General features: G+C 42.5%; 24 protein-coding genes. All 24 read right to left on the bottom strand.

The window, feature by feature from the left end:
* Positions 1 to 5: 5 nt before the first annotated feature.
* Positions 6 to 2,696, bottom strand: a complete 2,691-nt coding sequence (locus MXE38_RS04485; RefSeq protein WP_246912389.1) for a hypothetical protein — start codon at positions 2,694 to 2,696, stop codon at positions 6 to 8.
* Between the two features lie 134 nt (positions 2,697 to 2,830).
* Positions 2,831 to 3,325: a phage tail assembly chaperone gene (locus MXE38_RS04480; RefSeq protein WP_246912387.1), complete on the bottom strand. Its 495-nt coding sequence runs from the start codon at positions 3,323 to 3,325 to the stop codon at positions 2,831 to 2,833.
* An 84-nt stretch (positions 3,326 to 3,409) separates the two neighbouring features.
* Complete coding sequence (locus MXE38_RS04475; protein WP_246912384.1) at positions 3,410 to 3,847, bottom strand: hypothetical protein; 438 nt, start codon at positions 3,845 to 3,847, stop codon at positions 3,410 to 3,412.
* A gap of 11 nt (positions 3,848 to 3,858) precedes the next feature.
* Positions 3,859 to 5,454 carry a DUF3383 family protein gene (locus MXE38_RS04470; protein ID WP_246912382.1) on the bottom strand — a complete coding sequence of 532 codons (1,596 nt, stop codon included), beginning with the start codon at positions 5,452 to 5,454 and terminating at the stop codon, positions 3,859 to 3,861.
* Between the two features lie 2 nt (positions 5,455 to 5,456).
* Positions 5,457 to 6,080, bottom strand: coding sequence for a hypothetical protein (locus MXE38_RS04465; RefSeq protein ID WP_246912373.1), 624 nt, complete (start codon positions 6,078 to 6,080; stop codon positions 5,457 to 5,459).
* Positions 6,061 to 6,552, bottom strand: a complete 492-nt coding sequence (locus tag MXE38_RS04460) for a hypothetical protein (protein WP_246912369.1) — start codon at positions 6,550 to 6,552, stop codon at positions 6,061 to 6,063. The genes MXE38_RS04465 and MXE38_RS04460 overlap by 20 nt, the downstream gene beginning before the upstream one ends.
* Positions 6,545 to 7,195: a dTMP kinase gene (gene tmk, locus MXE38_RS04455; RefSeq protein ID WP_246912366.1), complete on the bottom strand. Its 651-nt coding sequence runs from the start codon at positions 7,193 to 7,195 to the stop codon at positions 6,545 to 6,547. Before tmk ends, MXE38_RS04460 begins: the two co-directional genes overlap by 8 nt.
* A gap of 12 nt (positions 7,196 to 7,207) precedes the next feature.
* A complete protein-coding gene (locus tag MXE38_RS04450; protein ID WP_246912364.1) occupies positions 7,208 to 9,049 on the bottom strand; it encodes a hypothetical protein in 1,842 nt (613 codons plus the stop codon).
* A gap of 100 nt (positions 9,050 to 9,149) precedes the next feature.
* The gene (locus MXE38_RS04445) at positions 9,150 to 9,401 is read right to left on the bottom strand and encodes a hypothetical protein (RefSeq protein ID WP_246912362.1); all 252 of its coding nucleotides are present in this window, start codon (positions 9,399 to 9,401) and stop codon (positions 9,150 to 9,152) included.
* 9 nt (positions 9,402 to 9,410) lie between these two features.
* Entirely contained in the window at positions 9,411 to 11,135 is a 1,725-nt protein-coding gene (locus MXE38_RS12515) for a toxin glutamine deamidase domain-containing protein (RefSeq protein WP_246912360.1), read from the bottom strand.
* A 199-nt stretch (positions 11,136 to 11,334) separates the two neighbouring features.
* Entirely contained in the window at positions 11,335 to 11,910 is a 576-nt protein-coding gene (locus MXE38_RS04435) for a hypothetical protein (RefSeq protein ID WP_246912358.1), read from the bottom strand.
* Between the two features lie 50 nt (positions 11,911 to 11,960).
* Entirely contained in the window at positions 11,961 to 12,395 is a 435-nt protein-coding gene (locus tag MXE38_RS04430; RefSeq protein WP_246912356.1) for a DUF4054 domain-containing protein, read from the bottom strand.
* Positions 12,396 to 12,404: 9 nt separating this feature from the next.
* On the bottom strand, positions 12,405 to 12,830 hold the full coding sequence (locus tag MXE38_RS04425; protein ID WP_246912353.1) for a hypothetical protein: 426 nt from the start codon (positions 12,828 to 12,830) through the stop codon (positions 12,405 to 12,407).
* Positions 12,831 to 12,850: 20 nt separating this feature from the next.
* Positions 12,851 to 14,020 carry a major capsid family protein gene (locus MXE38_RS04420; protein WP_246912350.1) on the bottom strand — a complete coding sequence of 390 codons (1,170 nt, stop codon included), beginning with the start codon at positions 14,018 to 14,020 and terminating at the stop codon, positions 12,851 to 12,853.
* Positions 14,021 to 14,029: 9 nt separating this feature from the next.
* A complete protein-coding gene (locus MXE38_RS04415; protein WP_246912347.1) occupies positions 14,030 to 14,686 on the bottom strand; it encodes a collagen-like protein in 657 nt (218 codons plus the stop codon).
* 16 nt (positions 14,687 to 14,702) lie between these two features.
* Positions 14,703 to 15,218, bottom strand: coding sequence for a hypothetical protein (locus MXE38_RS04410; RefSeq protein WP_246912344.1), 516 nt, complete (start codon positions 15,216 to 15,218; stop codon positions 14,703 to 14,705).
* Between the two features lie 14 nt (positions 15,219 to 15,232).
* Positions 15,233 to 16,738, bottom strand: coding sequence for a DUF2213 domain-containing protein (locus MXE38_RS04405; protein WP_246912341.1), 1,506 nt, complete (start codon positions 16,736 to 16,738; stop codon positions 15,233 to 15,235).
* Positions 16,735 to 17,700, bottom strand: a complete 966-nt coding sequence (locus MXE38_RS04400) for a phage minor head protein (protein WP_246912332.1) — start codon at positions 17,698 to 17,700, stop codon at positions 16,735 to 16,737. The genes MXE38_RS04405 and MXE38_RS04400 overlap by 4 nt, the downstream gene beginning before the upstream one ends.
* Before the next feature lie 47 nt (positions 17,701 to 17,747).
* A complete protein-coding gene (locus MXE38_RS04395) occupies positions 17,748 to 19,424 on the bottom strand; it encodes a DUF1073 domain-containing protein (protein WP_246912329.1) in 1,677 nt (558 codons plus the stop codon).
* A gap of 11 nt (positions 19,425 to 19,435) precedes the next feature.
* Positions 19,436 to 20,923, bottom strand: a complete 1,488-nt coding sequence (gene terL / locus MXE38_RS04390) for a phage terminase large subunit (protein ID WP_246912327.1) — start codon at positions 20,921 to 20,923, stop codon at positions 19,436 to 19,438.
* Complete coding sequence (locus tag MXE38_RS04385) at positions 20,923 to 21,351, bottom strand: hypothetical protein (protein ID WP_246912320.1); 429 nt, start codon at positions 21,349 to 21,351, stop codon at positions 20,923 to 20,925. Before MXE38_RS04385 ends, terL begins: the two co-directional genes overlap by 1 nt.
* Entirely contained in the window at positions 21,323 to 21,814 is a 492-nt protein-coding gene (locus MXE38_RS04380) for a hypothetical protein (RefSeq protein WP_246912310.1), read from the bottom strand. Before MXE38_RS04380 ends, MXE38_RS04385 begins: the two co-directional genes overlap by 29 nt.
* A 158-nt stretch (positions 21,815 to 21,972) precedes the next feature.
* A complete protein-coding gene (locus tag MXE38_RS04375) occupies positions 21,973 to 22,233 on the bottom strand; it encodes a hypothetical protein (protein WP_246912307.1) in 261 nt (86 codons plus the stop codon).
* 145 nt (positions 22,234 to 22,378) lie between these two features.
* Entirely contained in the window at positions 22,379 to 22,585 is a 207-nt protein-coding gene (locus MXE38_RS04370) for a hypothetical protein (protein WP_246912304.1), read from the bottom strand.
* Position 22,586: the final 1 nt, after the last annotated feature.

Raw genomic sequence — 22,586 nt, 5'->3', positions numbered from 1 at the left:
CACCTCTAAGTATTAAAGTTTCCATACTCTGAGGCCATAACATAGTTGTTTGATGCATTGAGATTGTTAAAACTCTTTTCAGCCTCTCGAACAATGCCACGGGCATCGGCTCCATTAGGCACATTGATATTAACTGTGTTGTTAATTTGGTTAGTGTTAGCACGTCTGCTATTATCATTGTTGTAAGTGCTATTAGTAATGCTTGATGTATTAGCAGTTACAGGGGCCGCCGCAATGGTTTGATTGTTGGTAGTTAAGCCAGTGTTAATAGTTTGCACTGTGCTTTGAATAGCTTGATTTGCTGCTTTAGTGGTTTGCTCTTGCTCTTCTTTAGTATCGCCAAAGCCAAAGAACGATTTAACGCCGTCCATAGCTCCGCCCGCAAGTCCTTTTAGCTTGTCCTTAGCTCCGTCAATTAGTCCACTAATATCAAAAGCTGCTGCTATCTTGCTAGGAATTTCAGCAAAGAAAGACAATACAGAGTTAAAGAACTCCATTGCAGACTTTAAGCCAGCATCAAAAGCACTGGTTATAGCTGTTGTTACGCTGTTAAATACCTGAGCAATTTTGCTCCCCAAACTAAGGAACGAATCTATTAAGCCGCTTATTTGTCCTTTAACCTGATTAAACTTTTCTAAAAGCCAATCAATAGGGACAATATTTTTAATAGATTCTGGTAATTTGTTCCAAGCTGAGCTAATCCAGTCGACGACATTGCCAGCAGTTTGCTTGATAGAATCAAAAGCGCTGCCTACTAGTTTGCTAATACTATTAGCCATGCCCTTAAGTGTTTCAAAAGGGTTGCTAAAGAGCTTGAAAATAGCTTTAGCTGATTGTGTGCAAAGCTCAATAACTGAACTAATAGAGCTCCAAATATTGCCAAAGAAGCTGCCTATTGTCTCAGCAGTTTCTTTTATTGCTTCTTGAATGCCCTGCCATAAACCACTAGCAAAAGCTTGTAAAGATTTAAAGCCGTCAACAAAAGAAGTAACTAAGCTTGATGCGACTGTTTTAACTAGTTCATATGCAGCCGTAAAGCTATTAGCAATGGCGTTAGTTATGGCTGTAATGGCGTTGCTTAAGCTATCAAAAGCGCTTGTAAAGTAAGAATAAGCATTACTTGCAAACTCAATTACAGCGCTTGCAATGCCATTAAATAGGCTTGCTATATCGCTTGTTATGCCTGTAATAATAGAAAGCAGGCCATTAAAGACTGAGCTAAAAGCCCCTGCTATGCTGGTAGCTATAGAGCCTAAAAGATTAGATACGCCCTCAATTAGTCTGCCAATAGCATAGCTTAAGCCTCTAAATACACCTAAGATTGCATCAAGAACAAATTGCAGACCTTTAACAATAACATCAAAAGCAAAACTAAAAGCTGCTGTTAATCCTTGTAAAACTAAATCACCTAAAGAGCTTAAGCCGCTGCCTATAGCACTAATGAGATTTAGAAAGGCTGGGACAAGGCTATTTGCAAAGTTTACTAAGGATTCAAAAGCGTGCTTTATAGAGCCCTCGATAGCGTCAACTATCTTAGCTTTAGCCTCTTCACTTCCGCCCGTCAGGTATGACCAAAGAAGCTGACCTAAATTAGCTATAGTGCTTAGAACGCCCGTAATAATGCCGCCTAATGAGCTAAACAGGTCTTTAACTGGTTCAAAGACAGATAAAATTAAATCACCTAAGCCGCCAAAGATATTGAGAAAATCAATAACATCTTGGCCCATAAGCTCAAATGTCTTTTGCCAGTCTCCGCCCGCCCGCTCGAAAGCGTCAGATATCCATAAGATTAAGCTGACCAAAGCAAACAACATGGCCATGATAGGGTGGGCCGCTATAGCAGTCATTGCAGCCTTAACAGCTAACAAGCCTTTGGTGAACATGTCGACCATTACAAGGGCTATCTTAAAGCCAGCAAACAAGCCCATTACTATCGCCAGTGGCTTCCATATGATGCTTATTATTTGCTTGAAACCCTCAAAAGCCTTGTTTAGCTTTTGCATGATTTCGGGGCCCGTGCCAAAGATAGCCCAAAAGTCGCCAAATGCTGACTTGCCTCCCCTGATATAGGTTGTTAAATCGTCAAAGATTAAGACCAATACACCCAAAGCACCTATAAGCCACGTTAAAGGGCTCATTAATAGCGCCGCACTGGTCTTTAGAATAGCAGGCAAGAACACGCCTGTAAGCACGCCAGATACGACCAGTAAAAAGCGGGTTATATTGTCTTGATTGCGATTAATCCATTTAGTGAAGTCTTGCAAGCCATTAACTGCTAACTTCATTACAGGGGCAAAAGTGCGAACTAATTTAGCGCTAACGTCAGCAACAGCAATATTAAAGCCCGTCATGGCTTCCTTGTATTGCTTGTATAGCGCTATATCTTCTTTAGTAACTCTAGCTAATTGAGCCCTTTTAATGCGCCATTCATCTAGCTTTTGGTTATATGCGCCCGTTAGTGTTGCCACTTCGGAAACATCGGACATATAAGAGTTAACAATCTTGCCAATAGCAAAAGCACCAGCAACAGGGGCTATCACGTTAGATATAACGCCCTGAATAACACCGCCCCAGCGTGATGCCATGCCATTAAATTCATTATCAATCTTAGTTGCGGCTGATTGTAATGAATTGAGACCTTCTTGAACTCCCTTAGTATCGATGCCAATTTCATATAGTAACTTATCAACGATCATTTAATCCCCCTGCGCCGCAATGGCTTGGTTGTATGCGTTGATTTGAGCAGCCTCTAAAAGGTCTAAAGCATCTTCATAGCTGTAATAAGTTTCCAGCTCTTTTAGGGTTGCTAAGTTATTGACAATCAAAACGCTTAACGCATTTGGAAGATTGGTCGTTTGGAGGTATTTCTTGCTTGCTCCGTTGGTTTTTCCTTTTGCTCTCGTTGTAACGGCTGGGATATAGACTGGAGAGCGTTTTTTAAAAAACCAAAGTTCACCTTAAATGCAGCAGTTAAAAGCTTCATCACTTCCATTTGGTCTTGGCAATAGCTGTCGATATTGTCCCAGCTAATAGGAATTAAAGTGCCCTCAGGGCTAATATAAGTAACGCTCTTTAATAGTGAGTTTTCAAAGTCAAGTAAATCATCACTATTGATATTAGCCTTTTGCAAAGCCTCTAAAGAAAAGTTTGCAGCTGCTTTGTTGATATCGCCATTAATACCCATAGCACCTAAAGCGCCTGCCTTAACAAGCAACAAAGTGCCTTCTTGGATTAACTTAAAGCCGTCTCTAGCACTTAAAGCAGTTGCTACAAAATGACGCTGACCATTATCATCTTTAAAATAGATATCTTCGCTCTTTCGCATATTCTCACCAAAAAGAAAGCCCCCAAAATAGGGGCTATAAAAATAAAAAAGCTCCCTATGGAGCCAGATATATTTGGGCCTAATTTAGTAGTTTTGTCGCTCTAACTTAGCAAACATAAACTTCCATGCTGATTTATCGATGGTAGCGCCTAGATTATTCATAGCCACACCGTCAATTAAAACACCGTCAGTAAATACGAATGTAGACTTTAAAGCGGGAACTCTAATAGTAATGGTTACATTAAAGATTGTTTGCTCTCGCGACATAGCTTTTGATACGCTATCTAATAATCTTTCAGATGGGGTATTTGCTTCTAAGGTAATAGTAAGCTCGACTGGTTTTGGAGTTTGACCAGCAGCTAAATATCCGTCTACACCCATTCTTGCTTCTGCTACAGTGAATGCGCCTGCCTGCGCAATGCCGTCTGTACTAAAATGATTTAATTGTGTAGGTACAGGGATAACACCTTCTACTTGAATGAGCACCGTGGCATTAGCGGAAGTAATATCAGTAACAGCCATAATTTAGCCTCCTATTGAACTGTAGTTACAGGCATTTCAAATTTATGCACTGCGCCCGAATCCGTGTACCACATTTGAGCGGTCGGACTAGCTCTATTAGAGCGAATATCAGGGGTGGCACTAATTTGGAGGTGATAGCCGTTTGCTGTTAGATTGTTGCAAATTTCTGTGCTGTTAGATTCTCGCTCTAAGGTAATTTTTTGAGCGTCATCTAATTGAACGCCAGTAGAGATTACTCCGTTGTTCTTAGCCTTTAAGATAGTGCCAGTGCACCAAGCTTGCATCACTGTAAAGCCAGTTGAGTTATAAGGCACTTTAGGGCTATTCTTAAAACCTTGTAAGATAGCAGTTTGTAAAGAGTTTAAGAGCCAGCAGCTATTAATATATGAATCAATCCAATTAAATGAGCCGAAAACCATGCCATTAGCACTCAATACAAAGTTATCATTGCGGCATGCATAATCACCGATAAAGTTTAGTTTTAAGCTCTCTAATTCCCTTGCGGTGCTAATATCATGAACATTAGCGTTTAAGCCAGCTTGAGATTTAAAGGCATAAGTAATTACGCTGTTAGGCTGATTCCAGTCTAAAGAAGCTGTAATGCCCATAATAAATGCCGCATATTCCACGCCGCCATAAATGCCGCATACACCCTCATAGCGCTTTTCTAAAAACAAGTCTACAATGTCTCGACCTGATTGAGCGTTGGCAATTTGTGCGCTTCCAACACGTCCATAACCAACCATACTGGACTGAATGGCGGCGTTAGTGCTATCTAAAGAGCTATCAGTAGTAAAGAAGCAATATAAGAACTGCTCAGCATTGTTATAAGCACTGTTAACCCATTCCGCAATAGACTGAGCATCACTTAAGTTTGTTACTTCTTCAATAGTGGTGAGTGTTACAAAGTTGCCAGTTTGATTGCGTGCTTTGTCTAAGGTTTCTCTATAAGTTCTTGCCTTAACTGCTTTGGAGTAAATTGCATTAGTAGCTTCGCTTAAGCCTAAAAGGTCAGCCAGTGAGCCGCTAACTTCATTAAAAGCAATTTCAGGGCTTGCCACGCCTGCATTAATTTGGAAGGCCTTATTAAGGCTTGAGTATGCAATGGTTGCTTTTTGCCACTCTACACAGCCTTTAGTTTCGCCTGTATCGTTAATCTTATCTTGTAAGATTTGGGCAATGTCTGATAATGATTTAGCTTTCTCTAAATTGAAGTTATTCAGCTCTAAGCTAAGCCCGCCCATATCTAAATACAAAGTGGCATTAGTGCCTTTAATCAGATTCTGAAATAGCTTTGCTTCGTCTGTAGCGGGCTGTCCACGGACAAAAGCAGGGCAATCTTCGTCAGGGTGTTTAAAGAAAAAGCATTGGCTAGGCTTGGTTAAAGAATTGTCATAGCCATTAAAGTAGATAGTTGCGGCTTTATGATGTTGACTATCATAGCCAAAATAATTTGCTACCTCTGTAGCGCTGTTGAAAGTTAGCAGGGTGTCTGCCTGCGCTTGATTTGAGGTTGTCAAAAACAAGCCATTAAAATTAAGCGCACCTGCTGCCCCAGATAAGACACGGGGCGTAATTTTTACAAGCTCGCTTGCTGGAATTGCCATTATTAGACCTCACAAAAATCTTGATTTACATTGTTTGTATGTAGTCCCAGAGCGCTAACAAAATGCTGCGGCATGGTGTGCGTTTTAACCTCAGATAAATGCAGTGTGACGCTATAACGGTGTCGCATTTGATGCATTTCATCTATTTCGCTAAAGTTAAGTATTTCATCGCTATACAAGCAACTAATTAAAGGGTTGTAGCTTTGGAATATTGCAGCGCATTCAGTAGAATTGGCCAGAGCAGCAACTATAAAAGCACGCTCATAAGCTCGGTTGTCAGAGCTTGATTTTGGATTACAAAAGAAGTCAATTTGTACGTTATGCAGCAAAAGATGCTGAATGCCTAAAGAGCCTGAATTATCGTTAGCATTAGGGGCATAATTGTGAATAGGTGTACCGTGTCTAGTTTGACTAATAGAAGTAATTACACAAAATTCATCAAATTTAGGGGCGATGGCCATATGTTGCCAGCCTCGTAAGATTTGATTATGGCTTAATTGCTTAAGCTCTCCATTACACCTATCAAAAGCATGTTCTAAGATAAAGCGATAAGTACACCCCAATACGTCATTGCTAAGCTTTTCATTAGGCTTATCAGGCGGTTTATTAATAATTGCTTTGTCCATTGTTTGCCTCATTCGTAAAGATATCAGCATTGGTTACAAAGCCGCTTGCTTTTAAAGCCTCAATTACATTTTGCGGCGTTAGCTCTATTGGCACTTGACTAATAAACAACAGGCCCCAGCCGCATTTGGTGTAATCTTCGCTTATGGTGTACACCTTCCAAAAGCGCTTGTTATTTACTTGGAATAAATAGCTTGCGCCTTCTTGCGTGTCTCTTCGGCCTGCTGTTAATGGCGGGCCTTTAGTGCTAATGAAAATCTTGCGTGATATTTCACCTTGCATAATTTCATTAGCTTGCTGTAATTCATCGCCGTTTAGTGTTTGCACCTGCCCACTAACCTTTTCGCAATCTCCATAGAAGTAATCTATTACGCCGATATGGTTAGCATAGCCAGTGCATCTAATAGCAATAAAATCATCATTAGGGTATATCTTGCTAATGACGTGGTTAGCTATAGCATGTAAGTTAATCATTCATTTGGCACCTCTCAATAAAACCACGTTCTTGCAACAATGGAGTAATAGCCAATTTGATTTGCTTTTGTACGCTTGTTAAGTCCTGAGCAGCATCAATAAGCTTGATAAATTTAGAGTGCTCTTTAGCAAGCTCAAGATAGTTGTTTCTTACTTGTTCAAAGTAGTCATTGCTGCGCTGTTCAATTAAGTCAGCTTTAGCCCGTGATTGTGTCCGTGCACGGCTATGTAATACGCTTAAGTCAAACAGTAAACATATATCACCATAGGGCGATACAAGATTAAGCGATTTAGTGGCCTCTATGTTGAGATTATGGCTATGCTTGCCTTGATAGGCCATGGTAGAAGCGCAAAAACGGTCTAACAAAACAATAGCGCCTTGCTCTAATTGAGGTTTAAGCACTTCTTTGCATAGCTGCGCACGGGCTGCTTCAAACAAAAACAACTCTGCACTTGAATCTAAATTGCTTATTTCATCTAGCAAAATAGAGCGCACTTTCTCACCTAAAGCAGTGCCGCCAGGCTCTCTAGTAGTAGCTACCTTTAAGCCCAGCCCTGTAAGCCATTCATAAATGAACTTACAAGCCGTGCTTTTGCCGCAACCCTCAATACCTTCTAAAGTAATTAACAAGCCTTTTGCCATTGATAACAGTCCTTAAAAAGATGCATCGATTTGTCTTTGTATTTTGCCAATAAGTAAGCCAATAACAAAGCCAAAACCTTTATCAAAATTACTATTACTACCAATGGAATCAATAGCAAGCTTAGAATCAAAGTTAAATAAGCCGCCCATGTTGCTTGATTGGCTCTTTGTTTCTTTGTTCTTAATCTTGCGCTCAGCATCTTCTAAAGCAGCTTTAATCACTTCGTTAGGGCTGCGTATTTCCTTGCTCATATCGACCAGACCAAAACCTAAGCCGCCTTGCATAGAGTGAAATTCTTTGCTTTCGCTTGCCTTTTGCAAGTGCTCGCCTAAAGTCTTAAATACTGTAGTAAGCTTTGCAGCAGAGCGTTTATTATTAGCAACAGCTCTAGCAATGTCTGCTATCAGGGCGGTATCTTTATTGCTCTCGCCTAATTCGGCATGCCACATAAAATCACGCCCGCCCTTTACGTCCATTTGTACGAACTGGTCTAGCATCTTGTTTAGCTGAGGTCTAATATCATACTCGCCAGCGCCCTCTAAACCTGCAAAAGCTTTGGAGGCGTTAGACAGTGCATTAATGATATTTTTGCCCTCTGGGTTAATCGCCTGTCCACGCATGCGCACAAGATAATCATTATTGTAGCCTTTCATCATCATGGCGTTTTGTAATCTATCTTGCGCCGTGCGTGTTGGTTGGCCCTCTTTGGTCAATAAGCCAGCTTGTTCGTTTCTTGGAAGTCCCGCAATAAAGCTCTTAACACTTTCAACGGTCGGGCTTCCGTCTTCGTATGTTTCAAAGCTAGCATTTTTCATGCGACTAACGTCAGTTCTTGCTTGCTCCACTGCGTTCAGTGTTAAGCCTTGAGTAATATTAGTTTGGTCGCCAATGTCCTTAGTAACGTCCTTAGGTTGCATCACTCGAACTAATACAGGGTTTTTCATTCCCTTAATTCTTTCAGGGTCGCAACCGTGCTCACCTGCATTAGCTATTAAATCTTGTTTGTACTGCTCAGCCTTACTTGGATAAGCATCGTAACTAGTAGCTATAGCAGTCATTCGACCATTACCAGCAATAGCCCTTTTAATATTAGGGTCAGAGCTGTTGTATTTCTCATTAGCAACGCCGCTCTTATCGTTAGAAGTGGTCACGCTGTCAGCTTCGACCACTGCATATTGCACTTGCAAGCGCTCGCCTTTTGGGGTGGCTAATACTGTGGTTTTGCCCATGTCCTTAGCATCATAAGAGCCAAAAGAAACAACAGGGCACCCGCTATTAAAATCGTTAGATGTTCCTACTTTGTAGTAATCAAGATTCTTAGCAATTTCTTGCATCTGTAGCACGGAGGCCATATTAGAGCGATTGCGGTTTTGCAATACCACGTCATTAGGAATCTTTTCAGGCAAGCTGGTATCAATCTTAACATCATGCTGAGCAGGCAAGCCTTGCTTAAGCTTTTCAATCTGAGCTTTAAGCTCTTCAATTTCCTTTTGCTTGCTCTCTAGCTCTGCGTGGGGTGCGCTTTGCTCAGTAAGTCCAGCGCTTTGCACATTGGTTTGCGCTGCGTTGCTTTGAGTGGCATTAGAAGAGCTTTGTGCTTTAGCTTGCTTCCTCTGCTCTTTAAGGTCTTTAAAAGCTTGCTTAATGTTTTTACCAGCGCTATTAGGCGGGCCGCCCTTAATAATTTGGCCCGTGGTTTCATCAATCAGGCATTTGCGGCCCTTATTTTCACCATTAGCGCCCTTGCCTTTTGGGTGGTAAGTAATCCATTTAGCATCATCACAAGCTATGCCTCTATGCTTAGCAAGCGCAAATAGGCATGCTAGGATTTTATCTAAACTATCTTGCTTCATAATTTACACTTGCCTTGCTGTTAGCACTTATTTAGCCTTTTGCTTAGCTGATAACCTAAGTTAACAGGCAATAAAAAAGCCCCATAATAGGGGCCTTTATTTACTTTTTGCTTCTTTTGTCCAATACATCATGCGATTTTTTAAACAACTCTAGGCTTGTGTCTGTAATTATCTGGATTTTGTCCCTATTAAAAGGATCTTTAGGATCGCATAGTAAAAACATAGGAAAGCCTATAGCGCCGCCGTTTTTAAAGTCTTTATATAAAAGCGGTTTGCCTTCATGTAAGCCACAATAAATAGCATCACATCCAGAGCTCGAATAATGTTGCTCTAATTTTTTCTGATTAATCATAAAGCCCCTTTATAAGGTTGGTTTTAGACCAAACATTACGCCTTCTTTGTCAGAAGTCAAGACACCATTAGCTAAATCTTCAACAATTTCACAATTATCTACACGGTAGGCTTTTAATTTTTCGGTAGAATCGCCATATTTGCGAACAAAATCACCAATAGATCTCGTTTCGCCTGTTTGAGGGTCATAAATTACAGGCTCTTGTCCATTCGTGTCTCTATGCACTGTAACTATATGCCCGCTATCTCTATTGCGCCACCCCCAAAACAGATGATATCGTTCATTAGTGTGTACTAAAGCTTTAAGCTCATGAACACTGTCAAGGGCTATAACTGTAGGGGAGCCGCCCGTTTCTGGGTCTCTCCAAATAGAAGAAACATTATGAGAGAGCTCATTACACCTGTTTTTCCCCTCAACATTTGGCTGTGCTGACACTTGATACCCTCTAAACCTCATTTCGTTAGCTACAACACAAGATTGACAATTAATTGTATAAGGGTTTACTTCTCCGTGAAGCGAATCTCTACATTTTACATCAGTCTTAAAATTAGGATTAGCTCTGCCTTGGTTAGCCTGTTCAAAATCCATTGCCCGCCCTTTTGGTTGGCCTGCTAGATTTTGAGGCATGTAAGAAGACGCTCCTAACTTTTGGCTTTTAGCCACATTCATATCAGTAATAACAGCATCTCTAGGCCGCAAAGTATTATAGTCCGCACATATATGGGCCTTTGCTTGTTTGTATTGAGCTTTGCATTGTTTTTCAAGATTTGATAGATGAGCCGCATCAACATCAAGAGCGTCTTTTAGTTCTTCTTTTCTTAGTTGCATAGCTTTAACAACTGCTAAATTGACGCTGGCTTGCAAATAATTTACTGTTGATTGACTTAAGATAGAGACATCTAAATCTTGTGAATCTCTATACAATTCTAAAGATTTTATCTGGCTAACTTGTTTAGCCACATCAACCAGCCCAGGGGCAAAGGTTTTTAAAGCCGTATGAATATTAGCCTGCAATACATATGAATTGCGGTCTCGTTCTTTTTCATCTAAACCAGCAAGGCATTTAGAAAGAGAGTTAGTAATATTTGTAATCTGGTTAGCGCTGCCTTGTAGGCTTTCAGTTAATTGTGGCTGTTGCTGTTTAACTTGAGACTTTAAAACAGACTTGTATCTTTTTTCTAACGCCAGACCTTCATCAAGCGATTGTTGCTCCATAGTGTAATCTTGGTGCAAAGATCTGCGTGTGCTTTTCCAATTAGAACTAAGCATATGAGCACCTTTAAAGGCATAAACTTGCCGCTCTAAATCTAAAAAAGCTTTTTGCTCGTCTTTACTGTCAAAGCTTAAGCCAGTTGCGGAGCTCCATTTATCTATGCTTGGGTCTAAGGCCTTTGACGACAACTCTAATGACTTTCTATTAAAAGACGGAGCACTCATGTAAGGAACGCTAGTATAAACATCATCGCCTAATTGTTTTATAATATCACTTCTAAAGTTTCTAACTGGTGCCTTTAGTTTTGCAAGTTGGTCGGCTTGATTTTCGCTATTAGAAGTTTGCAAATCATGATTGTTATTAGGTTGTAAAGATTGTTTTTCTTTACCTTCTTTAATGATGTCCTTAAAGCTCTTAGAGCCGTTTTTCTCTCGCTCTTCTTTGCTTTGCAGTCTTACACCGTGCAGGCTCTGAGGAATAGCGCCGCCCACAATTTTGCCCGTTTCCGTATCAATAAGCACGGGCTTGCCTTTTACGTTCTCTTCGCCATTGCTTAGCTTAGCGCCCTTGCCATTAGGGTGGATTGTAATCCAGCGCAATTCGTCAGCAATAATCATGCGGGTTAAGTCGCTCATGGCATCATAAATAATATGACCTAAAACCACGCCCGTTGCTAAATCAATTTCTCTTTTAGTAACTTTTGTTCGCTTTGCCATATTATTACTTCTTTAAATTCCAGCCAATAGCGTTAAGCATGGCACCAGTTTTAACTAATGGCTGTGTAGTACTTACATTGCCGCCGCTAATCCTGCGTGCATTGCCCTTGCTTGTAGTGGCTGATTGCTGCTGATAAAGCTCCATTGTAAGGGGTGCTCTGTCTTCAAACTTTACTTTGCTAGTTCCGCCATTGCGCACCGTGTCTCTAAAGTCTTCGGCTGCTTTTTGGGCTGTTAGCTGTAAAGCAGTTAGAAATTCATCAGGGCCCAAAGCCTTTAAAGTTCTAACAAATAATTTGCTCCAGTCTTCGCTACAAGCGTCTATAGTCGCTCTAAAGAATGGACGGGGCGGCAATACTAAAGAGTTTCCGGGGCGTGGCGGGTGGTTTACACCTTGATTTGCAAACCATGCTGCCTGCTTGCCTGTAACTCTTTGCACCCAGCCATATTCTTGATAAACAGCATACTGCGCTATTGATTCGTCGCTTATGCCCACTTCGGCCTTTTGAGCAGTGCCAATACTTTGCAACATGTCTTTTCTAAGCTTACTTACAGCTTCTTGCATTTTATTAGCTATCATTAGCCTTGCCTCCAATAACAAAAAAGGCCTGCAATGATATGCAAGCCTCTTTAAGTCCAAGGGTGGTAAGTTTTTGAAGTGTATAAGCGTCCGCCTAGTCTGTACTTTGCAGTTAGTAGCCAATACTGCAAGCCCTCTGGTGTGGTCGCCCAGTACTCAGCCGTTGAGCTTTTAGCGGTATAAGGCTGAATACTTACGCTTACAGAGCCCTCGCTAACACTAGACAAACGACCGCCCAAACCTCCATAAGCTTGATTTGCTTTGGTGCTTTGGAGCAAGTGAGCCAAAGCAAGATATAAGAGTGTGCGCCTTTCAAATACGTTTTTGCTAGGGTCATAAGGTGCAAAGCTAGTATTGTCTGTATTTCCTACAATTTGCTCTGCTATGCTCCATTGCAATTGAGCCGCTTCTTGCGTCCAACCCTGCATATCAATATGCGGGAACATTGCGCAAAATTGTTCGTAATCAAAAAGCACAACACTCATACAACACCTTTAAAGCTTGGTTTCTTTCTTGTCGGTCTCAGCAGCTTCGTAACCTGTTTCTTGCTGGGCTAATTCGGCTTGCTTGTCCTTGTCCTTATACTCACTGTCTGAGCACTCGCTAATAAGCCCATTTTCAAAAGCTTGGCTATTGCTATAGAGTGCCTTAAGCTCTTCCCACTCATTGCGCTTCATTGTAAATAAAACGCTTCGCCCGTCAGCTCTTAAGATGCCGTTTGTATCCTCAATGCTTTGAGCGCTAGGAATTTCAACGTAATCATTGACTGAGTTTAGATAAAACTTGCGTGGACTTTCTAAGCAGCTTACCAAAGAAACAACATCGGCCCCAGATAAAGCCGATTTAGATGCCTTGCCTTCGTTAATTACAGCATCGCTATTATTAACTACGTTTACCTCTGATGCCTTTTGTTTTGCCATTGCTCACTTGCTCCAAATTTCTAACTTACTACTAAAGTGCCAAATACAGCAGGGTGTCTAATAATGCAACCCCATGTACCAGCTCTTGCGGTTTGTAACTTTGATTTAGGCTGGTCAATCAACTTGCCTATAGTCATCTTTTCAGTTACTGCAAAAGTACCAACTTCTTGATTCTTGATAGAAGTTGGATATAAGTAAACTTTACGGCCAGAGCCAGAGTTCTCTAATTGAGGCAATACAACAACCTCTAAATTAGGCAAGGTCTTTCTAATGATTTCTAGGCAACCAATACCATAGCTATTGCGGGCCTCTAAATAATTAGCATCGGCTGGGGACACTGCTAAGATAAAGGAATTAGACGGGGATACTAGATTTTTGGTAGTGGTACGAACAGAGCCAAACAAGGTTAAAATGTCATTGGCAATATAATTAGCGCCTGATTGAGCATCGCCAAACTTATCAGCCCATTTTGCGGAGCTTGTTCCGTTGCTTAGCTTTACGCTTATTGCATTAAGAGCGCTAGGGTAATGAGGGTAATTTAAGAAGCCATAAGTGGCCATGCCCTTTACACCATATAAATTAATACGCTCATGAGACTTAGCAAAAGTATCAGCTAAAGCTTCTTGGAGGTCAGCAATTAAATTAAGGCCGCCCATAGCTGCGGCTTCTACTTCGGTATCGCCATAAATGATAGAGCTCTCAAAACGGTATTGGTCTAAAGATACGCTATCATAGTTTACGCCAGCAGTCGGAGCGGTGTTGTAATCGTCATAGGTTTGAACGCCGCCATAAAACTCTTTAAACTGGAATGTTTGCTTCTGTGTTACAAAAGAGCCGACAGTCTCAGTCTTTAACAACTGACTAGTAACGTCTTCGGACATTAAAGTAGGAATGACGTTAGGATTAAAGAAGGTTAACTGTGCTAAGTTAAAACCAACGTTAGGGGCGGTTTGAGCAATGACGCTATCAGCAGCATCAAAAGTCATGCGCTTAAGCTTATTGCGCTTAAAGTAATCAAAAGTCTTTTGAAAGTCTACATTAATCTTTTGATACATGATTTTGCCTGTATTTGGGTCTTTACGGGCAAATTCTTGATTAGAATCAAAGACCATTGGATAACATGCTAAGCCCTGCTGGGTCTTTAGACCAAAGCGCTTTAAGATATCCTGTGAAATAGTTGTAATAGCCATTAGACCCCCTTAAGGTAAAGTAGCAATAAGTGCACTTGCTGTAAAATTGGAGCCGCTAACAGCTGTAATCTTGTAAATCTTTTTAGTGTTATCAATGACTAAATCATTAACAGCTACAGGGATATCGCTATTAGACGGAGTTAAGTTTGCAATAGGGTTGGTTGCTGCGCTTGCGGTTACCGCTGCATTGGCAACACGGAAACAATTTCCACGGGCACCAGCGTCGCCCTTTTCGCCCTTTTGACCTTGCTCGCCCCTTGCACCAGCAGGGCCAGCAGGGCCAGCCGCACCAGCCGCACCAGCCGCACCAGTGTCGCCCTTGTCGCCTTTAGGGCCAGCCACGCCAGCAGGGCCTTGCGCACCCTGTAAACCTCGCTCGCCTGTATCGCCTTTAGCACCCTGTTCGCCCTGCGCACCTTGTAAGCCTTGCTTGCCTTGGTCGCCTTTTGGGACTGCGAAATACCAAGTATTAGAAGCGGCATCATACTGAGCAGTTGCTTGCTCTCCAGCCTCTAAAGTCTCCACTTCAATAGCTGCGGTTTCTAAAGAGCGAATTGCATCGGTGGACTTCTTTAAGCCCTGCTCAATGTTGTTTAAATTGGCCTCGTTGATTACTTCGCCCTTAGTCCATTTGTGTACTAAGTACTCTTCGGTTTTTGCTTCCATAGTTTTCAATCCTTGCTTAAGCTGTTGGCTTGTTGTTTAAACCAATGTTTTGAATACGAACTAAATCGCCTTCTTTAGCGGTGGTCTGACCATTAGCTAAATCTAAGCAAACAACCCAGCCCGTATCATTAGCGGCGCCAGCCTCGCCAAAAGTTACAGCGCCGTTAGCAGGGTTGCATAAAATGCTTTGTCCGTTGGTTACGCCACTAGCGCTAGTAGGTAGCACGTAATAAGCAACGCCACGCTGCGCAATGGTTAATTGCACGTTGTTTGGATACTTGGAAGTTGCGCCCTCAAGTGGGGTGTTAACAAAAGTATTTTGATTGCGAATAACAAAACCTAATAAGCGTGCACTTGCTTTAGACTTAACTGCATAGCCAGCCTTATCAGTGTCTTCAAAAGCAAAAGAGCCAACTTCTACAGTGCCGTCAGATAGATAAGTGTAAGGTGTAGGGATAAAGCCTTCCATGGATACCAATTGGCCTGATAAGCCCTGAGGCATCCACATGTTATAATTTCTTTGAAAAGCCATTTAAAAGCTCCTAATTACTTGATGTTTTGCAAAAGAAGGTTAAAGCTCTTTTGCGCATTGGTTGTGCGCTTGCTCTTAGCAGAATCTTTTGCAAGGGTGCGCTTGCTTGCCTTGCCACGTGATAAGCCACGGAAACAAGCACGGGCCTCGCCTGACTTCATTCCCTTGACCTCTTTTAAAGAGTAACCAGACTTGCGCAAAGCCTTGCGATAAATAGCGCCTGCACTGTCGTAAGCCATGGCATCGACATTACCTAAAACGCCTCTAACCTCACGGGCTGCTTGCATCTTAGCTCTATCTTGCGCACGGTATCTTTTAAGCTCTCTGCTAATGCGTGCAGAAATAAGGGCGTTATTCACGTTCTTTCTTAAAGGGTGCTTGCTATCACCAACGGGGCCCTTCTTTTTGGCAATAGCAGCCAAAGCAAGTCGCACGCCCTCAATCAGGTCGCCATTAGGATTTAAGCCGCTTTCTTTTAACAAGGCTGCTAATTCCTCATCACTTAAATCACTATCGCAAGCGGCTGCTTCCTCGTCCTCGCCCTCATCCTCGGCAACTTCATCATCATCGTCTTCGGTTGGGTCGTCGTCCTCATCCTCGGTTGGGTCGTCGTCCTCATCTTCGGCAACCTCTTCGCCCTCGTCCTCGGTTGGGTCGTCGTCCTCGTCCTCGGCGGTTTCCTCATCCTCGTCTTCGGTCGCTTCCTCGTCCTCATCCTCAGCGCCGTTATTTTCTGGGGCGGCTGGGTCGGTTACCTCTTCGTCCTCATCCTCGGCTGGGTCGTCATCGCTATCACTGCCAGGCACTGGCACGCCGCTTTGCTTAGCCAACTCAATTGCTAATTGCAATAGTGTTTGAATCTTGTCATCGTTGTCGGTAACTGCGTTGTTTTCGTCTTTGTCCATTGATTGAAGTCCTTTGTTAAAGTCTTTAGGCTTGCTATCATGCACAGCCACATCAGGCCCTGCACGCCCTTCTTCAACTAAAGCAATATGATTAGCTCTTATGTTGGTCATAATCACATCATAGCTTTGGCCGTCTTTGGTTGTGCCTTTCTTAAAAACAGGGTCATAGTAGTAGCCTAGCGATAGCTCTTTCATCGCCCCACTTTCTAACAAGTGAATGGCTTTAGCGTTGTGAAAAGTTAGAGAATTTTTAAGGTATGGAGCTTCCCAAACAGGATTAGAGCCCGCCGCACCTATTACCCGCTCTTTAGGTGGGTTTTGCGGGTCGTATGTTGCATGCTCTAAAAGAAGCGGAATCTCTTTTAGGCTTGCAATTGTTTCGGGCTTTGATAGCTCCGATGCTGGTCGATACACGTTATAAATTTCATTAGGCTTTAGGCCATTAGCCTCGCCATTAGGAATTTCACGGCCTCTATACTGCGCTACCTGCTCACGGGTAAAAGGGTTATCAGCCACTCTTAAATAGCCGTTAACTCTGTCATACACCCGCTTACTAGCAGCATCAAAAGCAATCCTAGATTTTGCGACCAGCCTATAGTTTTTGATAGTGGTCATTTTTCTTGCTCGGTTAATAAGTTATCAGGGATTACGGCGTTAAATATGCACCTGCAAAAAGGAAGTTCACCCGGTTGTATATTCTTATCTACCTCAGGGTCGTACAATCCTTTAGCAAGCTCAAATACTTGATTGTTTAAAATGAACTTATGAGAATCTCTATAGGTGTACATGCCAGGCACATGCACCCAGCGTCCATGCGTAATGCCTATAGCTTTCATATTCTCACGTTGTACAAACTGATTAAGCTTGCAACTCTGGTCACGTGCTACCCTTTCAGCTCTCGCCGTGTCCATGTTTTCAAGTCCGTTAATGCTCTTAGCTAGCTCTTGAATGTTATAGCCTTTAGTAAGGCCTTTAGCTATTGCTTCTTGAACCTTCAAATGAGAGCGTTCAGACATTTTGGTAATCAAAGAGACCATATTAGCCACATAGTCAGGCAATCCTTTTGCAACTGCTGGGGACATGTATTGCCCTTTAATTACTGGTACAGTCCAACGCTTTTCTAACCATTGCGCACTAATACCAGCGTTTGCTAGATTGCGCCTCATTCTATGATTGACGTTGCGCAATACCTTACGACAAAACCAATAAGAGATATCTCTAGCCTTTTCTTGACTAAACAAGATACGGGCACGGGCCATGTTTTCGGCATAAATGCGGTTGAAAGTATAAGGCCGCTCATAAGCATCAAGTGCCATTAGCTGAGCTTTGTTCTTTTGGTAGTCGCTAATGGTTAGCTCATAGCCTAGCTTGGAGCTTAAAGGGTATTGCCTTTCAATAAGGATTTTTACCAGTAAATCAAATTCATCACTGCTTAATGAATCGTTCTTAGAGCTGCGCATATATTCCTTAGCAGCTTTAAGGGCTGCTTGTTTGTATCGCTTAAGCTCTAAGTTAAATCGCTGTCTAAGCAGCTTTGCAAATTCCTTATAATCACCAACGCTGGGCTGCACTGCCATAACTGTTTTTAAGGCCATGGCTTTGCTTCGTTCTGAGGGTGTCATTATTAGCCCCCTAATTGACTAAGCATGCTGCTTAGGTCTGGTGATTCTTGATTAGGTTGCTCATTAGAAGCGCCTCCCATTGGGTTGTTTTCATCGTCCATATCGGACTGTTCTAAATCCTCGGGCGGCTCTTCATCAATAAAGTCTAAACCTAAATCAGGGTCACGCCTTAAGAACTCCCTGCCCTCTTCTGCGCTTAATAGGCCAGCACCAACAGCAGCAACAATTGAATTAATCTTTGTGCTATTGTTCATGGTCATTGCGGTGCCGTTGTCTGGGGATACCTGAGCAAAATCAAAATAAATTGTTTTGTCGATATCGCCATAAGTTACCAGCTGAATAGCATTTAAACAGCGTTGTATTTGTGGCCTATAGATTTCTTGTTGAGAGCGTACATGGTCGTAAAAGCTCTTTAGGTCGCTTTCGCCAGTGGCATTAAATCCGCCTGGGCTTAAGCCGAATAACTTAACACCAGGAACACCAACAGCCGCCGCAAAGTCTTCTCTGTTCATTTTGACAATTTCAGCAGCGCCAGCTATTGAAGTTTGAACATTTTGCACGGCCTCGCTTTCTTTGTCGCACATGAACACGCTATTATTATTGCGGTGATGCTCTAATGCTTTCATACGCATATCAAGCATTTGAATGCCGCCTGCTGTGCTTAGAGCTTCGTCCACGCTGGTTTGCATAACAAGCAAGCTAAGCTTTTCTAGTAGATTGTTAACAGTGATGCGGCTTGCATTCCAGTGCGCAACACTATCGGCTAGCTTTTGAGCCAGTGGAATACCTAAGAAGTTATAAGCAGGCTTAAGCAGGGTTGGGGGCTCATCATCATAGAGCACTAAAAGCCGTGATGCGTGCACCTGCTGACCAGCTACCCACCAAGTTTTAGGTTTCATATAATCAGCCCTTAATGGGTCGCTGCTGTTGTAATCGCATGGCGATACGTTAACAGGGTCGATAACTCTAAAGCTTAAGCGGTTGCCTCTAGCTAGCTCTAAGTTGCCTTTTTCAATTGGTAAAGGTAGTCTTAATTCATCGCCTGAGGCCCCTGTATCAATGAATATTAGAGCGCCTCCATAGAAGCCAACCATGCGCACGGCATTGCGAAAAACTCTTTGCAGGTCATAACGGCCCGCAACTAATTCGGTAAGCTTGTTAACTCTTTGAACGTCTTCCTGCTCGCCGCCTTTAATCTCAATCCAATTCTTGGTAACTTCATCGGCAACAACACTAATAGCACGGCTAATAGCAGGATTCTGCGCTAGGTTTTGCAAAACTCCATAGCCTACAAAGCCAGCAACTGGGAACTGACCTAAATCAGCTAAATGCCCCGACAATGTTGCGTGCAACTGCTCAAAACCGCCAGCGCTATCAAAAGTCATATTAAAGCGCTCTTTTTCATCGTCTCTAATGTCTCTAGGGGCTCCTAAAGTCTGAGGGATAGAAAAGCGCTCTTTTACGTCTTCTAATGTTAGAGCAGGCTCAATAACTTGCTTATTTGAAGTTAAAAGGCTGTATACGTCATTAATACGTATATTCTTGTATTTGCCCTGCTCTGGGTATGGTTCAGGGTCGCCAAAAGCTAGCGCCTTTTGATTAGCGTTAAACTTTTGCATATCTGTTAAGCCGTCATTAGCTATCTTGCCACGTCGACGGGCTCTATTATTTCTTTTCATAGCGTGTAACTCTAGCGATTTAGATAAGCAATGTTTGACGGGTGTATTTGTTTGCTATGGCCTTTTAGGTCATTAATGGCCTGCGTCATAGCGTCTACTTGGTCGTCATGAGCGTCAGCAGGGAATCTTAAAAGCTCTGGTATAAAGTCACGTGCTACCCATGGCGCTATGGAAGGGTCAGGAATAAACACGTTACCAGCCTCCCAAAAGGTCGTAACAGCGTTAGCACGGGCTTCTTTAGATTCTTTTGGATTGATAGGGATAATGCCAGTAACCTTAGATTTAAGCGATGCGATAATAGCAGGGCCATTAGCTTTGTCTTCGACTAGCTTGCGATGCACGTCGGGCCATTTCTTTGCTAAAGCCTCAAATGCTTCTTGAGTTTTAACAAAGTCCATGCGGCCTCTAACTTGGTCTAATAAGTAGAAATTTGCATCCTTACGGCCCCATACCTGCCCAACAACGTAATCACTTGTATTAGTGGCCTTAAATGTCATATCCCACGAAATAACAAGCTTGTTAAATTCGTGCAGGTGCGGAAGTTCATCAGGTTTGTAGTAATGTATCCAGCTATCTTGAAACAGTGCGCCGCCGTCAGGAACTGGCCTTTGCTGATATAGAGCAGCCCAGTCACGGGGGCCAACATTTTGCCTAATACCTTTTAGCGCTTCTAAATTAAAGCGCTCGGGGTGCAATGGCTCACCTATATGGCGATGCTTTTCGTCATGCTCAGCAATAGCAGGATAATTAACTAATTGATAAGCATCTCCCTGCCCTGTCTCTGCATTGTGTAGCACGTGCCCCACTAAATCATCACAGTGCCAGCGGGTGCACATAATAATCACACCGCCGCCCGGGGCTAAACGTGTTAAAGCAGTGGACGTAAACCAGTCCCATGTTTTAGTGCGTATAGTAGGACTATTTGCGCTTTCACGGTCTTTTACAGGGTCGTCAATAATAAGAACATGCGCACCCATGCCAGTGATTGAGCCGCCCACGCCCGTGCTTCTATAGTGGCCTTTATGTCCAACTACCTTAAAGTAATCTGCTGTTCGTGCTACTTTTACGCCTGTATCAGGTGCGTACAAAGAGCCTTGCAAAGAAGTATCAGGAAATACACCGTTATAGCATTCATCATCAATGATGCCTTGTACGTCCTTGTTCATTAGGCTTGTTAATTCGGCACTATATGAACAGGCAATAATTTCTAAGTCTGGATACTTGCCTAAAGCATATGCAGGAAAGCGGCGGCTTGTTAGCTCGCTCTTGCCATGGCGTGGCGGGGCTGTAATGATTAAGCGGGGGCTTTTCTTGTCTATTACATCTTGTAAAAACCTGTCTAGCGCCTCGCAAATCTCACGATGAAACCAGCCCATTTGATAATCTGGCTTGGTGTATAGAACAAAGTCAGCTAATGAGTTTGATGCGTTGCGCCGTGCTATTTCCGCCCTGATGCGTCTTGCAAGCTCCGCTTTAATCTCGTTAGCTGTATCGCCCATTAATCGGCCTCTAACTTGTTAAGCTCCGCTAGCAGTTCATCCACGCTCATAGCTTTTAAATCCAGTGTGTGGCTAGCTTTAACCTCAGCTTGCATAGTAACGTCTTGACGCTCTTTCCAGCCCGCAACAGCTTGCAAATAGAACTTGATAGCACTGGTGTCGCCATTGTCGCAATTCTCTGCTAACTTATCAGCTACTATCACTTCTCGACTTGCACGGCCTCGCGCATAAGCGTTGGCAAATTCCGTATCATCATTTAGCCTATTGGAAATAGTTCTATCGCTACACCCTAAAGCAATTGCAATCTTTGCTTGAGACAAACCCAGCCCAGCCAATCGCTCAACCTTATCGTAATCAAATACAATAGGGTTGCGCTTTGATTTGGGGTTGCGCACTGATTTACTTTTGCTTGCTTTCTTTGGTGCCATTTAATAACCTCGCCTGCTCGTAAGTATTTAATAAAACGTTGTAATGAGTTGCTAAGATGTCGAACTCTTTAGCCTCATATAGCAAGCGGGCTTCACACCTTAATAACTTCTTAGAAAGCTCTCCACTTGCTTTAGATGATTTGCTGGAACTGGTTTGCTTAACTGCGGTGGTAGCGCTGGAAGCTGCGGGCATTTGCTCACCACTTGCGGCGGCGCTGCGCACCCGCTCATTAAGCAGCTCGTTATAATTACGATTGATATCGCTAATGCTATGCTGTGCATTGGTTTGAGCCTGTATTAGTGAGCTCTCAAGCTCTTTGCTTTGAATGTTTGCTTTTGCCTCTAAAGCTTTAGACTGCTCTATAACGCTTTGCTTAAAGTCGTGCAACTCATTAACATAGTTAAATAACGAATAAACAAACCACAAAGCACCCAGCGCTAAAAAGGTATAAACTAACTTCACTTAATGACCTATTGCACAAAGTTTGATGCTACTGCTAAAGCGCCTAAAAATAGACCTTGTAGCAGGGTAGCTACTAAAGCAACTTGCAAAGTAATCCAAAGGGATTTAGGCAAATGCTTTGCTTTAATTTCTCTTTTCATCATGTTGATATCCCGCCGTTAGATTTCATCGTATGCACGTAAAGCCCAATAACCACAACTATCTTTTAGCTGCCTATAAGCCCTAGCAAACGCACGGCGCTCTTCTTGATTGTGTGTGAAAGCAAAGCTACTTCTTAGCAATTCGCCTTTAAATCTATCGCCATTAGTTGTAGTAATTATGCATTGAGCTTTATCTAGGTTAGTCTTAAATAAAGTTGCGGCTATTTGACCTCTTAGAAAATCATAAAAGGCACGCCTTTCACGTTCTTGAGTAATCATGTATAGCCTCATTATCAAAAATAGGGATAAGCCCTAAAGCAAATAAACTTACTAATACACTTGCTTTAAAACTCAACAAAAAAGCCCCAACTGCAAACGCAATCAGGGCTTTAGTAAGGAGACTTATTTAAATGAAGAAAACAAATTAATCTGGTGGTCTTTCTTGTTTGTTCTGAGCTGTAGCTTTTAGCTTGCTTAACTCCACTTGTTTGATAATCATCTCTTTGCCAAAGTGTAGCATTGAGTTAAGAGTAGCAAGCCAGAAGCCCATTATTACGCCAGTGGCCACAAAGGTAGCCACAAAACAAACTCCAAACACTAACATCAATTCAATATATATTGAGCTATCCATT

Origin of the sequence: Anaerobiospirillum sp. NML120448 (genome assembly GCF_023050945.1) — a bacterium.
In the GTDB taxonomy this organism is placed as follows: domain Bacteria; phylum Pseudomonadota; class Gammaproteobacteria; order Enterobacterales; family Succinivibrionaceae; genus Anaerobiospirillum.
Note: the sequence above shows the minus strand (reverse complement) of the source record. Positions and strands in the feature narration are given on the sequence as shown.